Here is a 17,318-nt window from a genome sequence, read left to right as displayed (position 1 = left end):
GCCGCGATCTTTTTCGGAGGACCGGTTCCCAGCCCCGGGGATCATGCCTAAGTTCGATTCATTATGCGCGCAAAGCCGGCCCCGATAAATACGCCTGAAGGCCCAGACGCCGCTCCACGCGGTTTCTCCATCGACGCCCATCGGCTCCCGGCCCCGAAGGCGGCGCCGGGCCTGTATCTGGTCGCAACCCCCATCGGCAATCTTGGCGACATCACGCTGCGCGCGCTTCAGACCCTCGCCGGCGTCGACGTCATCGCCTGCGAGGACACCCGCATTACGCGCCGCCTGACCGAGCGCTACGATATCTCCGCCCAGCTCAAGCAATATCACGAGCACAACGCCGAGGCCGCGCGCCCAAAGATCCTGGAGGCGCTTGCCGCGGGCGGCTCGGTCGCGCTGGTGTCGGACGCCGGCACGCCGCTGATCTCCGACCCCGGCTTCAAGCTGGTGCGCGAGGTCTGCGCCGCCGGCCATGCGGTCTATGCGCTGCCCGGCCCGTCCTCGGTGCTGGCCGCGCTGTCGGTCGCCGCGCTGCCGACCGATCGTTTCTTCTTCGAGGGTTTCTTGCCGGCCAAATCAGCGGCGCGAAAATCGCGCCTGGCCGAGCTCGCCCGCATCGATGCGACCCTGGTGATGTTCGAATCCGGCAATCGCGTGCAGGATACGCTGGCCGAGCTCGCCGAGATCATGGGCAGCCGCGAGGCCGCGATCTGCCGCGAGCTGACCAAGCTGCACGAGGAGATTTCGCGCGCAACGCTAGCCGAGCTGGCGCGTGACGCCGCTGGGCTGGAGACGCGCGGCGAGTTCGTGCTGGTGATCGCTCCGCCGGCGGCCGACGCCGAGGTGCTGACATCGGATGCGCTGGACGATCTCCTGCGCGAGCAGCTGGCCGCGCACAGCGTCAAGGATGCCGTTGCGCATGCGGTTGCGCTCTCGGGCCGGCCGCGCCGCGAGGTTTATGCCCGCGCGCTCGAGCTCGCCAAGGACCTGCGGGGCGGCGATGGCGAAGACTAGGGGCGACGCGGAACCGAAAGTCGCCTCGCCCGAGCGCGTCGCCGCGTTCCGCACCGGCATCTCGGCCGAAAGCCGCGCCGCCGCCTATCTCATGGCCAAGGGCTACCGCATCCTGGCAAAGCGCTACCGCACGGCGCATGGCGAGATCGATCTCGTGGCGCGCCGCCGCAATTTGATCGCCTTCATCGAGGTCAAGGCCCGCGCCAGCCTCGATGACGCCGCTTATGCGGTGACCCCGCGCCAGCAGCAGCGCATCATCGACGCCGCGCAAGGCTGGCTCGTGGCGCATCCCGAGCATGCCGAATTCGAATTGCGATTCGACGCCATGCTGATTGCGCCGCGCTCACTTCCGCGCCATGTGTTGGCGGCATTCGACGCCTCGACCTGAAAGGCAGACCATGAAACTCAACGTCGCCGTCCAGATGGACCCCATCGCCCGCATCAACATCAAGGGCGATTCGACCTTCGCGCTGCTGCTGGAGGCGCAGAAGCGCGGCCATGGCCTGTCCTATTACACCCCCGACAAGCTCTCGATGGTCGGCGACGAGATCGTGGCTCCGGTCCAGCTGCTGACCGTGCGCGACGAGCCCGGCGACCATTTCACCCTCGGCGAGCCAAGGCGCGAGGCGCTGAACGGCTTTGACGTGGTGCTGCTGCGCCAGGATCCGCCGTTCGACCTCGCCTACATCACCTCGACGCATTTCCTCGAGCGCATCCATCCGAAGACGCTGGTGGTCAACGACCCCGCCTCCGTGCGCAACGCGCCGGAAAAGCTGTTCGTGATGAACTTCCCGCAGCTGATGCCGCCGACCCTGATCTCGCGCGACCTGGACGAGATCAACGCGTTCCGCGACAAGCACGGGGCCGTCGTGATGAAGCCGCTGCACGGCCATGGCGGCGCGGCGGTGTTCCGCGTGATGCCGCAGGACATGAATTTCGGCTCGCTGTTCGACATGTTCTCGGTCACCTTCAAGGAGCCCTGGGTGATCCAGCAATTCATTCCCGAGGTGAAGCACGGCGACAAGCGCATCATCCTCGTCAATGGCGAGTTCGCCGGCGCGGTGAACCGCGTGCCGGCCACCGACGACCTCCGCTCCAACATGGTGCGCGGCGGCGCGGCCAAGGAGACCGAGCTCACGCCGCGCGAGCGCGAGATCTGCGCGACGATCGGTCCGGCGCTGCGCGAGCGCGGCCTGCTGTTCGTCGGCATCGACGTCATCAACGGCAATCTCACCGAGATCAACGTGACCTCGCCCACGGGCATCCGCGCCATCGCGCGGCTCGGCGGCCCTGATGTCGCGGCGAAGATCTGGGACGCGATCGAGCAGAAGCGAAAGAAGTAGCTTCGGAGCCTTGCGTCGCCTCCTTCAGCCGCAAAATCCCCGAGCGCGCCGGGCTGTGTCGGACGGATACAATCCAAAGGCCGCTCGGTATGACGCCGCAAACCGGCCCATGTGGGTAAAGCCCCACTTCAGCGCGACTTCACTGACCGGAAGCAGATTCTCCGGTCGCGACAGCTCGTCGTGGATCGCTTCGAGTCGAATTCTGCGCAGATAGGCGACCGGCGTCGTGCCGTGGATTCGGCGAAATCCCGATTGCAGCAACCGGCTGCTGATCCCGACATTCCCGGAAATATCGGCGATCGTCAGCGGCAGATGCAGGTTGGCCCGCATGTACTCGACGGCCCGCCTGACGTGGCGAGGCGGCGCATCCATGGGATGGCGGTTCAGGCGGTCGGTCAGCCGATGCGGAACATTTTCTAGGATCAACTGCATCGCGGCTTCCGAGAGCAGAGCACTGGCTTTCGGCGAGCGTGCAAGAATCCCGTCACGCAGGCCGGCCGTACTGGCACGAATGAGCTGAAACAGGATCTGCCCGGCACTGGTCGACAAATCGAGCTTCGGCGTCAGATCGAGATCGTCCAGGGCCGCGCTTCCGAACGTCGCAGACAGAGCCTTGGTCACCACATCCGTGTGCAATGTCAGCGTGACACTCGAATATCTTCCATCCACCGCTTCGACGCTCTGCTCCTGCAGGTTCGGAAGCGACACGATGGCCACGTCAGTGGACGTTCGCTGTACGCTCTTTCCTGCGATGAGCAATTCGGCTTTGCCGGCGTTCAGCAGGCTGATGGCGAGCTCACCCGACGATTTGCCGTATGAATAGCGCCAGTCCCAGCCTGCGGACAGCTCCGCCCGCACCACGTCCATGCCGGCGCCGACTGCAACATCCGCATGCCAACGAAATGATCCGTCGGGCTTCGGCGCGGAATGAGCGTTGATCCCATGAGGCCGAAGTATTTCGAGCAGCTCCTGAAACGACGATCCTGATCGGGCAAGAGGCGCAGCGATTATGTCTTCGAGCATGCGATATCCATCGTTCAGGGCGTCCGCGAGAGACCGCAGCACCACGCTAGCACAATTCCAGTGAACGCGGGCCGAGCGGCCGCGCTCGATATCCAATTGCCGCACGAAACATCCAGATCGCGCAATTGTACCGCGGCACGCAGGCCAGAATCCGAACGCCTCCATCCCGAATGCGACGGCGACCATGGACTTGCGGCGCGGCTGGCCTAAGTCCCCCCGACTGCCTCAAACAGGTTATGAAAACATGCTTACGAGAACATTTTGCGCGGTCGCGCTGATGGCTGTTTCGTCAATGCCGGCGCGGGCCGACAGCTGCGCAGACCACTATCAGATGAGCGGTGTTCCGCTGGTCACGGGCACGACCCACAAGGTCTGGATGATCTTCCCATCGGTCAATCCCGCCGTTGCCCTCGACAGGGTCTCCCGTGCCGTCATGGCGGAAGGCTTCGTCGACGTGAACGTCGACAAGGCGCTTGGCACGCTGACCACTCAGCAGGAGACGACCGGATCCGGGCGGCCGCAGACGCTGCGCGTCGTCGTGCGCAAGGACGTCAAAGGCAGCCGCGTCGATGCGGTCTTCATCATGCCGCCGGGACAGGTCGCTCCGGGCATCAGCAGCAACTTGTGCCGTGTGGTGGATGCAGCCGGCCAGTGAACGCCGCGTTCAAGGGAAGCGGGTGGCAGGTGCCCTGCACCCACAGCAATGAAGCAGGAAATTCGATGCGAAACGATCACATGTCAAAAATCGTCCTGATGGCCGCCGTCGGCGTCGCGCTGTTGTCGACCTCCGCGATGTCGGCGCCGTTACAGACCAATCCGGGCCTTGCTGCCACGGCGCCTGAAATGACCGAGCAGGTCTGGTGCCGTTACGGACAGTGCTATGACAACGGCGCCGGTGTGGGCGGACTGGTCGGTGGCCTCATCGGCGGCGCGATCGCAGCCGGTGCAGCCAGCGCCGCCGCGCAACAGGAAGCGGCGGCCGCCCAGCAACACGCGACCTCCTGCGCGCAACGTTATCGCTCATACGATCCGGCGACGAATACGTTCGCGGCAAAGGATGGCCGGCGCTATCCTTGCCAGTGAATCTTGAGAGCGGTGGCGTCGGCGGGCGAGATGGCGCCTGTCACGTCATGGCGCAGCATCAGCTCAAGCGCCACTAACCACCCGTTCACCATGACGCCTCGCGCCTCGTGCGAACGCAGGAGCGGCCCCGCGTGAAACTACGGGGCCGCTGGCCGACCGGATAACGCGGCGTTCACCATCTGCCCAAAACCAGCAGCGTGACCGGCGATCACATTCGACCTCGCAACACCCCTTATACTTTTCCTCCCTACTCATCGACGCAGGGGAACCCGCCAGGTGCGGTTCGAGTGCCCCGCGTAAGAGTAGAAGCGTATGAACACCGCACGCATTGTCGTTCTCGTCATCGCACTGGGCGCCGGCGGCGTCGCTGCGTATCTGGCGAGCGGCTATCAGAATACTGCCGCACCCGTCCTTCCAATCGTCGAGAAGCTGCCGACGATCGAGGTTCTGGTCGCCAAGAACGACATCCAGCTCGGTCAGGCCGTGAAGCCCGAGGACCTGGTATGGCAGGCCTGGCCGGCGGCGACCGCAAGCAGCGCTTTCATCCGTCGCGACAACAGGCCCGAGGCGCAGACCCAGCTCACCGGCTCGATCGCGCGCGTGCCGCTGATGCAGGGCGAGCCGATCCGCGAGCAGAAGCTGGTCAAGGCCGAGGGCTCCGGCTTCATGGCCGCGATCCTGCCGTCGGGCATGCGCGCCGTTTCCACCGAGATTTCCGCCGAGACCGGCGCCGGCGGATTCATCCTGCCGAACGACCGCGTCGACATCGTGCTGACCCGCCGCCTGAAGAATCCTGACGGCGGCAACAACAACGGCCCGACCGGCGGCAACGACCTCATCCTGTCCGAGGTCATCCTGACCAATATCCGCGTGCTCGCGATCGACCAGGCGCCGAAAGAAAAGGACGGCCAGAACGCCGTCGTCGGCAAGACCGTCACGCTCGAGCTCAGGCCCGACCAGGTCGCCACGCTCTCGGCCGCGCGCCAAGGCGGCACGCTGACGCTCGCGCTGCGCAGCATCGTGGATGCCAACGCCATCGACGGCACGCCTGAGGAGGCGGTCAAGCGTCCGGGCGGTGTGAACGTGATCCGTTACGGGGTGCAGGCGCGGCAGCTGACGTCACAGAAGTGATGATGGGGATAGCATGAACTACGGGGAAGATCGGATGGGCCTGCGCCTTCGGGGGAAGCGCGCGCGCTCGTCCTTAGCAGGGGCAATGCTGATGCTGGGGCTGGTCGCAGCCCCCGATTTCGTCACCGCCGCGGATGCGCCGGTCGGCGACCAGGCGCCGATGCAGGCGCCGCCGGATCTCAGCATATCGCCGGTTTCGACCATTGCATCGGCCCGCACGCGGTTCCTCTCGCTTGGCGTGGGCAAATCCGTCGTCATCGACCTGCCGCGCGAGGTCAAGGACGTGCTGGTGGCCGATCCCAAGATCGCCAACGCGGTGATCCGCTCGGCCCAGCGCGCCTACATCATCGGCGGCCAGGTCGGCCAGACCAATGTCGTGTTCTTCACCGCCGACGGCCAGCAGGTCGCCGCCTACGACATTGCGGTGAAGCGCGATCTCAACGGCATGCGCGCGGCGCTGCGCCAGTCGCTGCCGGGCGTGCAGATCGAAGGCGTCGGCGACAGCGTGATGCTGACCGGCTCGGTGTCGAGCCCGGTCGAGGCCCAGCAGGCCGGTGACGTCGCCGCAAAGCTCGTCGGCGGCTCGGACAAGGTCGTCAACAACATCGTCGTGCGCGGCCGCGACCAGGTGATGCTCAAGGTCGTCGTCGGCGAAGTCAGGCGCGACATCGTCAAGCAGCTCGGCGTCGATCTCAGCGCCAGCCTGAACGCCGGCACTGCGGTGGTGAATTTCAACAATACGAACCCGTTCACGGTCTCCGGCGGCCCGCTGGTCGGCACCAACGGGCTCGGCGTCGCCGGCATGGCCAAGGGCGTGGCCACCGTCAGTGCCACCATGCGCGCGATGGAAACCGCCGGCGTGATGCGCACCTTGGCCGAACCGAGCCTGACGGCGATCTCGGGCGAATCCGCGACCTTCATCGCGGGCGGCGAATTCCCGATTCCGGCAGGTTATTCCTGCGATCCCATCACCCACGTCTGTACCACCCAGATCTCCTACAAGAAGTTCGGCATCTCGCTGAACTTCACGCCGGTCGTGCTCAGCGAAGGCCGCATCAGCCTGCGGGTCATGACCGAGGTCTCGGAGCTGTCGAACCAGCAGGCGATCACCGTGACGCAGGCGGTGTCGTCGTCCGTGAACAACTCGATCACCATCCCCTCGATCCAGACCCGCCGCGCCGAGACCACGCTGGAAATTCCCTCGGGCGGCTCGATGGCGATGGCCGGCCTGATCCAGCAGCAGACCAAGCAGGCGATCAACGGCCTGCCCGGAATCGACCAGGTGCCGATCCTCGGCGCGCTGTTCCGCAGCCAGGACTTCGTCAACAACGAGACCGAGCTGATGGTGATCGTGACGCCCTACGTGGTGCGCGCGGTCGCCCAGAAAGAATTGTCGCGGCCCGATGACGGCTTTGCACCGGCCTCGGATGCGCAGACCGCGCTGCTCGGCCGCATGAACCGCCTCTATGGCATCGCGGGCCGCCGCGTCGATCCGATCGACGGCTTCCGCGGCGATTTCGGCTTCATCATCGACTGAGACCGACGGCTTGGGGGCCGGGGCGAGACACGGGGCAGGAGGGGATAAGGCGATGACGAAGATGACAGCCGATCGACGTCGCAGCTTACGGATTGCGCTGGCGCTGACGGGGCTCTCCGTCCTGCTCGGCGCCTGCAACACCACTGGCGAAATCGTCACCCAGACGGTGCCGACCGACTACCGCCAGCGCCACCCGATCGCGGTGCAGGAAGGCAAGAAGTCGATCGTGATCTTCGTCGGCAAGGCCAGAGGCGGCCTCTCAGCCGCGCAGCACGCCGACGTCGCCGGCATCGCCCGGGACTGGGTGCGCGAAGGCACCGGCTCCGTCGTGGTCGACGTGCCCGTCGACACCGCGAATTCACGCGCCGCGGCGGCGACCTATCAGGAGATCCGCTCCGTGCTCGCCTCCGGCGGCGTGCCGTCGCGCGCCATCGTCCAGCATCGCTACCGCCCCGAGGATCCCGGACTACTGCCGACCATCCGCCTGAGCTATTCGAAGATCACGGCCGTCGCGGGCCCCTGCGGGCTGTGGCCGGAAGACGTCGGTCCGTCCATCCTCGATCCCGGCTACAACGAGAACCATCCCTACTTCAATCTCGGCTGCGCCAGCCAGCGTAACCTCGCGGCCATGATCGACAATCCCGCCGACCTCGAGCAGCCGCGCGCGGAGACGCCGGCCTATACCGCGCGGCGCGAGATCGCCTTCGACCGTTACCGCAAGGGCTCGACGACCGCGACCACCTATCCAGAGTCCGACAGGGCCAAACTGAGCGACACAGGCAAATGACCAGCGTCCACGACGAAGAGGCGGACGATCCGCAGCACCCCGAGGAACACATTGCGCCGGTTCCTCGCATCTCCGTGCAGGCCTTTTGCGAGACCGAGCAGACGCTCCAGGCGGTGACCGCCGCCGGGCAGGACCGCCGGCTCGCCAAGGCGCATCTGACCGCCAAGAGCGGCGGCCTCGCCGCGGCGATCGAAGTCTACGATTCGATGCCGACACCGAACGTCATCGTGATCGAGTCCGACGGTACGCGCGACATCCTCGAGGGCCTCGACGATCTCGCCGGCGTCTGCGATCCCGGCACCCGCGTGGTGGTGATCGGCAATCCCAACGACACTGCGCCCTATCGCGAGCTGGTCCGCCGCGGCGTCAACGACTATGTGGTGGGACCGGTCGAGACCCTCGACGTCGTCCGCTCCATCTGCAGCCTGTTCTCGGCGTCCGAAGCCATCATCACCGGCCGCGTCATCGCCGTGGTCGGCGCCAAGGGTGGCGTCGGCGCGTCCACGGTCGCGCACAACGTCGCCTGGACCATCGCGCGCGACCTCGCGCTCGATTCCGTCGTGATCGATCTCGACCTTGCCTTCGGCACCGCCGGCCTCGACTACAACCAGGACCCGGTGCAGGGCATCGCCAATGCGGTGCTGTCGCAGGACCGCCCCGACACGGCGCTGATGGAACGCCTGCTCGCCAAATGCACCGACCGCCTCAGCCTTCTTGCTGCACCCGCCACGCTTGACCGCGTCTACGATTTCGGCGCGGAAGCCTTTGATGCGGTGTTCGACACGCTGCGCATGACCACGCCCTGCATCGTGCTCGACGTGCCCCATCAATGGTCGGGCTGGACGCGGCGCGCGCTGGTCAATGCCGACGACATCGTGATCGTGGCCGAGCCTGATCTTGCCAACCTGCGCAACACCAAGAACATGCTCAGCGTGCTCAAGGCCGCGCGACCGAACGACCGGCCGCCGCTGTACTGCATCAACCAGGTCGGCATGCACAAGCGCGCCGAGATCGAGGTCAAGGCATTTGCCAAGACCATGGAGAGCCAGCCGCTCGCGGTGATCCCGTTCGATTCGAAACTGTTCTCGACCGCAGCCAACAACGGCCAGATGATCGCGGAGGTGTCCAGGAGTCACCGCACCACCGAGCTGTTCCAGAATATGGCGAACCGCCTCGCCGGCCGCGGCGAGGTGAAGAAGCCGAAGCGCTCGCTGCTCGGACCACTGCTGAAGAAGCTGAAGGGCCGGTCAAGCCGCAGCTCCGCGCCGCACCGCAAGGCGTCGTAAGGTCTCCGTCGGAGCGCTAGGTGAGTCTCATCCCATAAGGCGTCTATAGAGGCCGGCTACCTGTCCGCCCGCTGCTGCTTCTTTGCCAGCAGCTGCCGCAGCGCCGTGACCTTGGCCGCGGCCTGGTCCGGCGGCAGATCGGCCTTCACGAGGATTTCGGCCTCGGACTCGCGGCCCTGCAATCCCAGCACGAGTGCGAGATTGGCACGGACCCGCGCATCGTTCTGATTGCGCTGATAGGCGCGGCCGAGCACCTGTTCGGCCTTCGGCAGATTGTTCTGCAGCACGTAGGACAGGCCGAGATTGGACAGCACGGTCGGCTCGTCGGGCGCGATCTTCAGCGCCGCGGCGTAATATTGCTGCGCTTCCTCGTTGCGGCCGAGCTGATCGAGCGCCGCGCCCTGCGCCGACAGGATGCGCCAGTCGGGATCCTCGGGCGAATGCGCGCGGCCGAGCACGTCGAAGGCCTGCTGGAAATTGCCGTTGTCGGCGAGCGCACGGCCATAGCCGGCGAGCAGCGCCTTGCTGCTGGGATGACCGAGCACGGCCTGCTCCAGCACCGCGACCGCCTGCGCGCGCTGGCCGCTCTCGCGCAGCGCCTTGCCGTATTCCAGCGCGACGTTGGGATCACTGGGCTTGGCGCGATAGCGCTCGCGCAAGGTGTCCATGTCCGACTTCGGATCGGCCTTGCCGGCTGTCTCCGATTTGCCGCCAAGCGCGCCGGTGACGTCCTCGAGGCCGGTGGTCTGACAGCCGCCGAGGGCAAGTGCCAGCAACGCGGACAACAGATATCGCGCCGGGGGAGAGGCAACGGGCAAACGCTTGGACATACTCTGATCACTCGGCGACTGATCAGAGATGCTTTGCCTATTAACGCTAAAGTCCCGTTAAAGAGACAGTCGTTCAGACCTTAGTCGGTGAATTCGGCGCCGAATTCGCAGCCGATACGCCAGCGCAGGCGGCATTGGCGGGAATAGTCCGGCGCGAAGATGATGGTGAATTGCGGCGGCACTTCCAGAAATTCAGCCACGACCTTCACGCCGCCATCCGAGATATCCGTGATCGTGCAATCCCGCGGCAGCGAGCCCGCGCCAAAATGAATCTTGGCGAGCCGGCTGCACACCCGACGTTCGCTTCTCCGGCGATTTGCAAGCATTTGAACTGTTCACCCGTTAGACCACGGCCCATCCCGCACCTTAGAAGTAGCGAACATTCGTTGGGATGTGCTGAGCGCAGCCGCTCGCATTCGAGGCTTAGTGTCTGGCCCCCGTTTACGGCTCGTTAAGGCTTGCCTCGCCCGGAAATGTTCCCGTATTGTTCTTGCGGAGTGCGCCGGGCTCTGCTACCCTCGATTGTACGAGAGGGCAGGCTGGTTCGGGCATGGTTCAGCGGGTTTCTACCGTCGCCTTTGAGGGGATCGAGGCTCGTGCGGTCGACGTGCAGGTGCAGGTCGCGCCGGGCCTGCCGGCCTTTGCCATCGTCGGCCTGCCGGACAAGGCGGTTTCGGAGGCGCGCGAACGCGTGCGCTCGGCGCTGATCGCCTCGGGGCTGGCGCTGCCGGCGCGGCGGATCATCGTCAATCTGGCGCCGGCCGACCTGCCGAAGGAAGGCAGCCATTACGACCTGCCGATCGCGCTCGGGCTGATGGCGGCGATCGGCGCGATCCCGCCGGATGCGCTGACGGGCTTTACCGTGCTCGGCGAGCTCGGTCTCGACGGCTCGATCGCACCGGTGGCCGGCGTCCTGCCGGCCGCGATCGGCGCCAATATGCGCGAGGAAGGCTTGATCTGCCCGGCGTCTTGCGGCTCCGAAGCGGCCTGGGCGAGCCCGGACATCCAGATCATCGCCGCAAGCTCGCTGATCCAGATCGCCAACCACTTCAAGGGCACGCAGGTGCTGTCGCGGCCCTCGCCGAAGGTGCACGAGGCCGCCGCCTCCACGCTCGATCTGCGCGACATCAAGGGCCAGGAGAGCGCCAAGCGCGCGCTGGAGATCGCGGCCGCCGGCGGACACCATCTCCTGATGATCGGCGCGCCCGGCGCCGGCAAATCGATGCTGGCGGCGCGCCTGCCCTCGATCCTGCCGCCGCTGTCGCCGGGCGAATTGCTCGGCATTAGGTAGCAAACTCACCTAACTTACAAACAAGTGAAAGCCGCTGAGAAATCAGCGGCTTACTTATTTTTGGACATCGTTTCGGCCCGAAAACGGGTGTCGCACTTGCGATATAAACGGAGGTAAAGTATGTTGTTCCAACGTCAGGATTCGTCATCGGTTAGAACCGCGCGGCTATGGAAGACCCCAAGAAAGACCTTCGTGCGGAAATGGCTCGCGAGAGGGCGCGCCTGATGGACGAGGCTGCGCAGAAACTGGAAGCCGCCCGCCTCCTAGAGGCGAAGATGGAGAAGCTCGCGGAATTTGAGAAGACCGCCGCGGAATTTGGTTTCGAGCTGGTGCGCCGTGACGGCAACCCAGATCAAAAGGCGGACGCGCCCCCGCCGTCGGGACCGGAGAAGCCAGAACCGACCGTTAACTTTGACGGCACATTGGCTGGCCTAATCGACTGCTACGAAACCGACCCCCGTTCCCCGATTTGGACTCTGAAACGAAGTGTTAGCCGCAACTATAAATCAGCGTTTCGGAGCATCAAGGAAACGGTGGGCGCCGAGCGCGTGGCCGACTGGAATGCAGGGCACGTGATGGAAGTCTATTCCAATAAGTGGTCCGTCAAAGGCGTGTCGATGGGGCATACCCTTGTCGCCAAGCTACGCTTGCTCTGCACCTACGGGGCCACGACTCTGAATGACGATGCCTGTATCCGCCTGAGTGCGATTCTCGGCAACCTGCGAATTCCGAAGTCGAAAGCTCGCACTGTTGCGCTCACGGCGGATCATGCCAACGCAATCCGAGCAGAGGCGCATCGTAGGGGCCTGCATTCAATCGCGCTTGCCCAGGCCTTCCAGTTGGAAGTCCCGCAACTTCGGCAGATGGATGTTATCGGCGAATGGGTGCCCATCAGCGACAAGACGCCGTCCGAAATCACCAAGGACGACGAGAAGTGGATTCGTGGCCTGCGCTGGTCCGACATCGACGAACACGGCGTTCTGCGTCGGACGCTTACTGCGGGTCGTCAGAACCAGCACAAGTTGATTGAGGTCGATCTAAGCCGTTGTCCAATGGTCATGCAGGAGCTTGCCGCCGTGCCAACGGTAAATCGCATTGGTCCAATGGTTGTGAATGAAATGACCAAGCTGCCTTGGACGGCAGTCGGCTTTAGGCAGCGTTGGCGGCACATCGCCGTTGCGGTCGGTGTCCCGACTCATGTTCGCAATTCAGATAGCGTCCGCGCGTCCAAGGACGAGGGCGGAATGAAAACTGGGGTATTCGCGTGACCCCAAACGAAAACCGGAGCCATTCGGCTCCGGTGTCTCTCAAACCAAGTGAGGCACCCGTTGAAGGCGGGTCGAAAGGTAGGTGGTACATGACAACATGAAGTCGCCGGGTACTGGAGGGGCTATCAGTCACGTTGGCGCGTGATTTGGTAGCTCCTCGCGGCCGGGCCGGGTCTGGAGACGCTCGCCGGATTTCCACCTGCGCGGGTCTGGGTCCAATTCCCAGTCGGTCCACCGCCTTTTTTCTAGCAGAAACTCAAACACATGTCTAACGGGGCGCGGAAACGCCCCGCGTTTGGTCGTTTTCCAAAAATGAAATACCGCCCTTCTCAAGAGCCGCCTGAATCGCCGCGAGATTGTTCCGAGTCGGCTCCCGCCGACCAGCCTCAAAGTCGCGCACAGTCGAAACGCCCACGTTCGCGGCTTTTGCAAGCGCGTCTTGAGGCCAGTTTAGCCAGGCTCGGGCGGCTCGGCACTGTTCCGGGGTCATCAGCGGAATATGTTGACAATAAACATATTCGTCAAGGCCAACGATTTTCGTTGACGCCATTTCTTTCAACGTTTATCAATGAGGTCAACGGAAAACGTTGGTCTCATGTCGCAACACTTCCTTCTCACGGCAAAGGCGAGGTCGCTAAGTTTAGCGAAGGTCGCCCGTTTGTCGGACGAGGAAGCCTATCAGACCTTCAAGCTGATCCGCTGGGCTGCCACTAACGGCGAGCCCTTTTGCCCCAAGTGCGGCTGTGTCGCCGTCTACAGCTACCAGACCCGCAAGCTATTCAAGTGCAAGGGCTGCAATCACCAATTCAGCGTCACGTCCGGCACGATATTCGCCAGCCGCAAGCTGCCGATCCGCGACTACCTCTTGGCAATCGCGATCTTCGTCAACGGCGCGAAGGGCCACAGCGCGCTCCAACTGAGCCGCGACCTGGATTGCCAGTACAAGACGGCCTTCGTGATGGCTCACAAAATCCGCGAAGCGATGGCCTCAGAAGCCAATGGCGCGACCGTTGGTGGCACGGTGGAAGTTGACGGCGCTTACTTCGGCGGCCACGTCCGCCCCGCCAATCGCAAGGAAAACCGCCGCGACCGGCGCTTGGTGCAGAACCAGACCGGCAAGCGCCGCGTCGTGGTCATCATGCGCGAGCGTGGCGGCCGGACGCTGCCTTTCGTCTTCAAGTCGGAGGATGCCGCCGTTGTCACGATTGCGCGCACCGTGCAGCCCGGCAGCACCGTTCACGCCGACGAGGCCGCACATTGGGACGCGCTCCACGCGCGCTTCCTGACGAAGCGGATCAATCACAGCGAGGCGTATTCAGACGGCGAGGCCTGCACCAATCAAGCAGAGTCGTTTTTCTCCCGCCTGCGCCGTGCAGAGATCGGCATTCATCACCACATTGCCGGCCCGTATCTAGCGGCCTATGCAAAGGAAATGGCGTGGCGTGAGAACAACCGCCGCGTCAGCAACGGCGAGCAATACCTGATGGCAACTGGCGCAGCTCTGCAGCATCCGGTTTCGCGGCAGTGGAAGGGTTACTGGCAGCGCGCTAGCAGCCAGCGTACTTCTTGACCTTGCGCGGCGTCTGCTTCGACGCGCAGATGCCTTCCATAATCAAGTCGACTAACCCAGCATCCATCGGCTCTTTGAGGACGAAAGCGCCACTATCTATCCCGCTGGTGAGAACCGACCCGTCTTCGATCCGCGCCTTTCTATAGAATACGTAGGAATCCTTGTAGAGAAACGGATGATCGCCCTTTTTTAGACGGGTCGTGCCGTCGCATAGGTCGTTTGTCCATCCCGTTATCGAAACGAGAACATGCTTTCCATCCGCGCAAGCGTCGGAACACACCACAAAAAGGTGCTTACGATCCGGGTCTTCGAACGTGCCAGACGGGATTAGCATCGCGTGACAGCGCGACGCGGCGTAGGCCATTGCAATCTTCCGTTAATGACTTCGAAGGGAGGCAAAAACTCGATCTAAATGCTGATGGTCTTCGACCAAAGAAACCTGCTCCTCAGCATTTTCAATGTTGAGGTAGCGCATCATTCTTTCCAATGGGATCGGGATCGAGCTTCCGTTCGGATCTTCCCATTCAGGAACGTTATTCTTGTCGTGAGTGTAATTGACGAGTTGCCATTGGTTTAGGTGGCCAAACTCAGCCCAGACCTCATCGAGACATTGTATGTCTGCGTCGCTAAGCTCATCCAGATCATCGACCGAGAACTTCTTCGTGGCCCCGATTTGATGGTTGGCCTTGTCCTCCAAAAACTCAGACCACCCGCACTCATCAAGGTCGTATTCTCCGTTCACATGCCGGTAGGTCATAGAGTTCACTGGCCCAAGCGGCATCGATACCCGCGTTTCATCGAGTATGGGAAAGCCGAAATTCTTTATGCTCTGGCGGTCGCCCAAGTAGACAAGCTTGATCGCCTTAACAACATTAAGGCTCGATCCGCCGCTCTTAGCGATCAAGTAAGCAATTACTTGAGCAGACTTTCTTGCATTAAAGCTCATCGGATCGGCCTTCTTGCAAGCGGGGCAATGAGAACGAATTAGGAACATCAGACTCCGAAATTCTAACGGATAAGTCGGCAGCGCCACTTAAAATCCAGCAAATCACGGAAATGTGATTTCCGCAGTGACATATTTGCAACAGCGAATCGACCATAGGGCAAAGTCAACGGGCGATTTCCCACAACATGTACTGCCCCGGTCCTTGCTCGCACCGAACAAGGCCGTTTTCCCGCTGGGTCCGGAGCGCGACTCCGACCCGCTTGGACATCAGCCGCAAGAGCCGCTGGTCGTTCTTGTCCAAGGCTCGCTCCACTAGCAGCTCCAAGGCGATATCGCGGCTGGTAAGCGGCTCTGCGGCTTGGCGCAAAATGGACAACACGATGCGGCTCATTTCGCCCCGGTTGCTCCAATCCTTGGGCGGCCGGAAGGCTTTCGCCTTGATGGACTCCACCCGGTAGCTCGGATCGAACTGGAGGATCGTGGCGTCTAGGCTCTCCAAGTCCAAGACCATCTTCCGAAGGGACTCATGGGCGCTTTCGATATCGCCCGCCAACTGAGCCCGACGCTTCACGAGTCCGGCTAAGACAAATTCGTTCATGGATACCTCCGCGTAAAAGGCGCCTTTAACCGGGGGGTTAACCGCCCCTTTTCAGCGAAGAATCTAGGATTACCGCCAGCGTTGCCGCCAGCCGTGCTAAGGTGAGTTTGCTACCTAATGCCGGAATTGCTCGAGGTCTCGATGATCGCCTCCGTTGCCGGCGAGATCGAAGGCGGCGCGCTGACCGCGCGGCGGCCGTTCCGCTCGCCGCATCATTCGGCCAGCATGGCGGCGCTGACAGGCGGCGGCATGCGCGCAAAGCCCGGCGAGATCTCGCTGGCGCATCAGGGCGTGCTGTTCCTCGACGAGCTGCCGGAGTTCGATCCGCGCGTCTTGGATTCGCTGCGCCAGCCGCTGGAGAACGGAGAGGTCGCGGTGTCGCGCGCAAACCACCGCGTCACTTATCCGGCGCGCTTCATGCTGGTCGCAGCGATGAATCCGTGCCGCTGCGGCAACGCGTTCGAGCCGGGCTATGCGTGCAAGCGCGGCCGCGTCGATCGCTGCACCGGCGACTACCAGGCGCGCATCTCCGGCCCGCTGATGGACCGCATCGATTTGCGCATCGAGGTGCCCGCGGTCACCGCAGCCGATCTGATCCTGCCGCCGCCGGCGGAAGGATCCGCCGAAGTCGCCGCGCGCGTCGCGGCGGCGCGCGACATCCAGCTTGCACGCTATGCCGATGCCGGCCTGCCCAATGTCCGCACCAACGCCGAAGCGCCCGCCTCCGTGCTGGAGGACGTCGCCAAGCCCGACGCACAGGGACAGAAACTGCTGCGCGACGCTGCCGAGACCATGCGGCTGTCGGCGCGCGGCTATCACCGCGTACTGCGGGTGGCACGCACGCTCGCCGACCTCGACAATGCCGACAAGATCGGCCGGCTGCATCTCGCCGAGGCCCTGTCCTACCGCGCACTCGCGGAGGATGTGCGGCAGCTCGCCTGATCATTCTGCGCATCAACCCGGCGGTAACGAGTTTCCTTTACGCTCTGCAAACCATAAGGCCATGCGTTCTTAAGGGGACAGTTCCCGAGCGGCCTTGGTGAGTAGAGTGTCATGTTGCGTTTCAAGATCCTGGCCTCGGTTGTTCCCTTGTTGGCGGCTGCGGTGTTCGCCCGCGGCGAGATCGGATCGGTCTCGCATCCCTGCATCGCTCTCGGCGAAACCTCGGTCGAGCTGACATCGCTGTTCTGGACCGCCGGTGTCCATGTCGCCTTCACCGACGATCCCGACAAGGCGACGGTGCGGGTTCAGATCACCGATGATGCGGACGCTGCGGACTTCGCCGTCGTCGACGACGGCCTCGGGTCCGAGCCGGACTCCTGCGAGGCTACTGCGTCGAACCGCCTCGTCTCGATTGCCGCGCAGCCCGTCGATGGCGGTCCGGTGATCTATCTCTCCACTGAGGGACCGGCGGATTACCGCATCTATGTGCGCTCGCGGACGTTCTCCCAGCGCGAGGCGGCGGCGCTGATCGTCGGCGCCCGCGGCGGCCACCGCCACCTCCATGCTGCCTCGCTCTAGGTTTGAGCATGATCTTTCCGGAAAACCGCTGCACACTTTGCGCAAACGCGGCCCTTCGGGTCCGGATCATGCTCTGAGGCATTAACACCT

At 63.6% G+C, this 17,318-nt stretch carries 19 protein-coding genes and 2 pseudogenes; 14 read left to right on the top strand and 7 right to left on the bottom strand.

The features are described from left to right. The first annotated feature begins 63 nt into the window (after positions 1-63). Genes rsmI through gshB form a run of 3 tightly spaced genes read left to right on the top strand, consistent with a single transcriptional unit; the run spans position 64 to position 2,357 of the window. The gene (gene rsmI, locus BRAGE_RS0138975) at positions 64-1,014 is read left to right on the top strand and encodes a 16S rRNA (cytidine(1402)-2'-O)-methyltransferase (RefSeq protein WP_027561650.1); all 951 of its coding nucleotides are present in this window, start codon (positions 64-66) and stop codon (positions 1,012-1,014) included. Further along, a complete protein-coding gene (locus BRAGE_RS0138970) occupies positions 1,001-1,402 on the top strand; it encodes a YraN family protein (RefSeq protein ID WP_027561651.1) in 402 nt (133 codons plus the stop codon). Before rsmI ends, BRAGE_RS0138970 begins: the two co-directional genes overlap by 14 nt. Positions 1,403-1,412: 10 nt before the next feature. Continuing rightward, a complete protein-coding gene (gene gshB, locus BRAGE_RS0138965; protein WP_027561652.1) occupies positions 1,413-2,357 on the top strand; it encodes a glutathione synthase in 945 nt (314 codons plus the stop codon). Positions 2,358-2,381: 24 nt separating this feature from the next. On the opposite strand, the gene BRAGE_RS0138960 is transcribed toward gshB, so the two are convergent. Then, on the bottom strand, positions 2,382-3,380 hold the full coding sequence (locus BRAGE_RS0138960) for a helix-turn-helix transcriptional regulator (protein WP_231164172.1): 999 nt from the start codon (positions 3,378-3,380) through the stop codon (positions 2,382-2,384). A gap of 184 nt (positions 3,381-3,564) precedes the next feature. On the opposite strand from BRAGE_RS0138960, the gene BRAGE_RS0138955 reads away from it, so the two are divergent. The 6 genes from BRAGE_RS0138955 (at position 3,565) to BRAGE_RS0138930 (ending at position 9,204) form a co-directional block, all read left to right on the top strand. Then, positions 3,565-4,035 carry a hypothetical protein gene (locus BRAGE_RS0138955; protein WP_231164173.1) on the top strand — a complete coding sequence of 157 codons (471 nt, stop codon included), beginning with the start codon at positions 3,565-3,567 and terminating at the stop codon, positions 4,033-4,035. Then, on the top strand, positions 4,032-4,463 hold the full coding sequence (locus BRAGE_RS0138950; RefSeq protein ID WP_084334613.1) for a BA14K family protein: 432 nt from the start codon (positions 4,032-4,034) through the stop codon (positions 4,461-4,463). The genes BRAGE_RS0138955 and BRAGE_RS0138950 overlap by 4 nt, the downstream gene beginning before the upstream one ends. A gap of 312 nt (positions 4,464-4,775) precedes the next feature. Continuing rightward, entirely contained in the window at positions 4,776-5,594 is an 819-nt protein-coding gene (gene cpaB, locus BRAGE_RS0138945; protein WP_027561656.1) for a Flp pilus assembly protein CpaB, read from the top strand. A 13-nt stretch (positions 5,595-5,607) separates the two neighbouring features. Next, positions 5,608-7,131, top strand: a complete 1,524-nt coding sequence (locus BRAGE_RS0138940) for a type II and III secretion system protein family protein (protein ID WP_027561657.1) — start codon at positions 5,608-5,610, stop codon at positions 7,129-7,131. Positions 7,132-7,183: 52 nt separating this feature from the next. Continuing rightward, positions 7,184-7,918, top strand: coding sequence for a CpaD family pilus assembly protein (locus BRAGE_RS0138935; RefSeq protein ID WP_027561658.1), 735 nt, complete (start codon positions 7,184-7,186; stop codon positions 7,916-7,918). Then, the gene (locus BRAGE_RS0138930; protein ID WP_027561659.1) at positions 7,915-9,204 is read left to right on the top strand and encodes an AAA family ATPase; all 1,290 of its coding nucleotides are present in this window, start codon (positions 7,915-7,917) and stop codon (positions 9,202-9,204) included. Before BRAGE_RS0138935 ends, BRAGE_RS0138930 begins: the two co-directional genes overlap by 4 nt. 56 nt (positions 9,205-9,260) lie before the next feature. Here the strand turns inward: BRAGE_RS0138930 and BRAGE_RS0138925 are convergent, their stop codons facing one another. Further along, the gene (locus BRAGE_RS0138925; protein WP_027561660.1) at positions 9,261-10,034 is read right to left on the bottom strand and encodes a tetratricopeptide repeat protein; all 774 of its coding nucleotides are present in this window, start codon (positions 10,032-10,034) and stop codon (positions 9,261-9,263) included. An 80-nt stretch (positions 10,035-10,114) separates the two neighbouring features. Continuing rightward, complete coding sequence (locus tag BRAGE_RS0138920) at positions 10,115-10,360, bottom strand: PilZ domain-containing protein (RefSeq protein ID WP_011083489.1); 246 nt, start codon at positions 10,358-10,360, stop codon at positions 10,115-10,117. A gap of 224 nt (positions 10,361-10,584) precedes the next feature. Here BRAGE_RS0138920 and BRAGE_RS50955 point away from each other — a divergent pair. Then, positions 10,585-11,319 (top strand): annotated as a pseudogene (locus BRAGE_RS50955) (magnesium chelatase domain-containing protein); the annotation flags it as partial. Between the two features lie 230 nt (positions 11,320-11,549). Beyond that, positions 11,550-12,593, top strand: coding sequence for a hypothetical protein (locus tag BRAGE_RS51975; RefSeq protein WP_141263215.1), 1,044 nt, complete (start codon positions 11,550-11,552; stop codon positions 12,591-12,593). Positions 12,594-12,861: 268 nt separating this feature from the next. Here the strand turns inward: BRAGE_RS51975 and BRAGE_RS50945 are convergent, their stop codons facing one another. Beyond that, positions 12,862-13,083 carry a helix-turn-helix domain-containing protein gene (locus BRAGE_RS50945; protein ID WP_035731973.1) on the bottom strand — a complete coding sequence of 74 codons (222 nt, stop codon included), beginning with the start codon at positions 13,081-13,083 and terminating at the stop codon, positions 12,862-12,864. 78 nt (positions 13,084-13,161) lie between these two features. On the opposite strand from BRAGE_RS50945, the gene BRAGE_RS0138910 reads away from it, so the two are divergent. Beyond that, positions 13,162-14,163, top strand: coding sequence for an IS1595 family transposase (locus BRAGE_RS0138910; RefSeq protein ID WP_027561661.1), 1,002 nt, complete (start codon positions 13,162-13,164; stop codon positions 14,161-14,163). Here BRAGE_RS0138910 and BRAGE_RS0138905 read toward each other — a convergent pair. The 3 genes from BRAGE_RS0138905 to BRAGE_RS0138895 form a co-directional block, all read right to left on the bottom strand. Continuing rightward, on the bottom strand, positions 14,141-14,527 hold the full coding sequence (locus BRAGE_RS0138905; protein ID WP_027561662.1) for a hypothetical protein: 387 nt from the start codon (positions 14,525-14,527) through the stop codon (positions 14,141-14,143). The genes BRAGE_RS0138910 and BRAGE_RS0138905 overlap by 23 nt on opposite strands. Before the next feature lie 12 nt (positions 14,528-14,539). Then, complete coding sequence (locus BRAGE_RS0138900) at positions 14,540-15,109, bottom strand: Panacea domain-containing protein (protein ID WP_027561663.1); 570 nt, start codon at positions 15,107-15,109, stop codon at positions 14,540-14,542. Positions 15,110-15,272: 163 nt separating this feature from the next. After that, a complete protein-coding gene (locus tag BRAGE_RS0138895) occupies positions 15,273-15,707 on the bottom strand; it encodes a hypothetical protein (protein WP_027561664.1) in 435 nt (144 codons plus the stop codon). Between the two features lie 123 nt (positions 15,708-15,830). Between BRAGE_RS0138895 and BRAGE_RS50940 the strand changes: the two are divergent. Together BRAGE_RS50940 and BRAGE_RS0138885 are read left to right on the top strand one after the other, a co-directional pair. Then, positions 15,831-16,649: pseudogene (locus BRAGE_RS50940) on the top strand (ATP-binding protein); the annotation flags it as partial. 111 nt (positions 16,650-16,760) lie between these two features. Continuing rightward, positions 16,761-17,228 carry a hypothetical protein gene (locus BRAGE_RS0138885; RefSeq protein WP_027561665.1) on the top strand — a complete coding sequence of 156 codons (468 nt, stop codon included), beginning with the start codon at positions 16,761-16,763 and terminating at the stop codon, positions 17,226-17,228. The last annotated feature ends 90 nt before the right edge of the window (positions 17,229-17,318 follow it).

This window comes from Bradyrhizobium genosp. SA-4 str. CB756, from assembly GCF_000473125.1.
Lineage (GTDB): Bacteria > Pseudomonadota > Alphaproteobacteria > Rhizobiales > Xanthobacteraceae > Bradyrhizobium > Bradyrhizobium arachidis.
This window is presented reverse-complemented; position numbering and strand designations above follow the sequence as displayed.

Excerpts from the sequence above, each read along its gene's own strand:
- BRAGE_RS0138940 (WP_027561657.1), top strand. The coding sequence starts at position 5,608 with ATGAACTACGGGGAAGATCGGATGGGCCTGCGCCTTCGGGGGAAGCGC.
- cpaB (WP_027561656.1), top strand. The coding sequence starts at position 4,776 with ATGAACACCGCACGCATTGTCGTTCTCGTCATCGCACTGGGCGCCGGC.
- gshB (WP_027561652.1), top strand. The coding sequence starts at position 1,413 with ATGAAACTCAACGTCGCCGTCCAGATGGACCCCATCGCCCGCATCAAC.
- BRAGE_RS0138885 (WP_027561665.1), top strand. The coding sequence starts at position 16,761 with ATGTTGCGTTTCAAGATCCTGGCCTCGGTTGTTCCCTTGTTGGCGGCT.
- BRAGE_RS51975 (WP_141263215.1), top strand. The coding sequence starts at position 11,550 with ATGGACGAGGCTGCGCAGAAACTGGAAGCCGCCCGCCTCCTAGAGGCG.
- BRAGE_RS0138930 (WP_027561659.1), top strand. The coding sequence starts at position 7,915 with ATGACCAGCGTCCACGACGAAGAGGCGGACGATCCGCAGCACCCCGAG.
- BRAGE_RS0138895 (WP_027561664.1), bottom strand. The coding sequence starts at position 15,707 with ATGAACGAATTTGTCTTAGCCGGACTCGTGAAGCGTCGGGCTCAGTTG.
- BRAGE_RS0138920 (WP_011083489.1), bottom strand. The coding sequence starts at position 10,360 with ATGCTTGCAAATCGCCGGAGAAGCGAACGTCGGGTGTGCAGCCGGCTC.
- BRAGE_RS0138960 (WP_231164172.1), bottom strand. The coding sequence starts at position 3,380 with ATGCTCGAAGACATAATCGCTGCGCCTCTTGCCCGATCAGGATCGTCG.
- BRAGE_RS0138935 (WP_027561658.1), top strand. The coding sequence starts at position 7,184 with ATGACGAAGATGACAGCCGATCGACGTCGCAGCTTACGGATTGCGCTG.
- BRAGE_RS0138900 (WP_027561663.1), bottom strand. The coding sequence starts at position 15,109 with ATGAGCTTTAATGCAAGAAAGTCTGCTCAAGTAATTGCTTACTTGATC.
- BRAGE_RS0138970 (WP_027561651.1), top strand. The coding sequence starts at position 1,001 with ATGGCGAAGACTAGGGGCGACGCGGAACCGAAAGTCGCCTCGCCCGAG.
- BRAGE_RS50945 (WP_035731973.1), bottom strand. The coding sequence starts at position 13,083 with ATGACCCCGGAACAGTGCCGAGCCGCCCGAGCCTGGCTAAACTGGCCT.
- BRAGE_RS0138925 (WP_027561660.1), bottom strand. The coding sequence starts at position 10,034 with ATGTCCAAGCGTTTGCCCGTTGCCTCTCCCCCGGCGCGATATCTGTTG.
- BRAGE_RS0138910 (WP_027561661.1), top strand. The coding sequence starts at position 13,162 with ATGAGGTCAACGGAAAACGTTGGTCTCATGTCGCAACACTTCCTTCTC.
- rsmI (WP_027561650.1), top strand. The coding sequence starts at position 64 with ATGCGCGCAAAGCCGGCCCCGATAAATACGCCTGAAGGCCCAGACGCC.
- BRAGE_RS0138955 (WP_231164173.1), top strand. The coding sequence starts at position 3,565 with ATGGACTTGCGGCGCGGCTGGCCTAAGTCCCCCCGACTGCCTCAAACA.
- BRAGE_RS0138905 (WP_027561662.1), bottom strand. The coding sequence starts at position 14,527 with ATGGCCTACGCCGCGTCGCGCTGTCACGCGATGCTAATCCCGTCTGGC.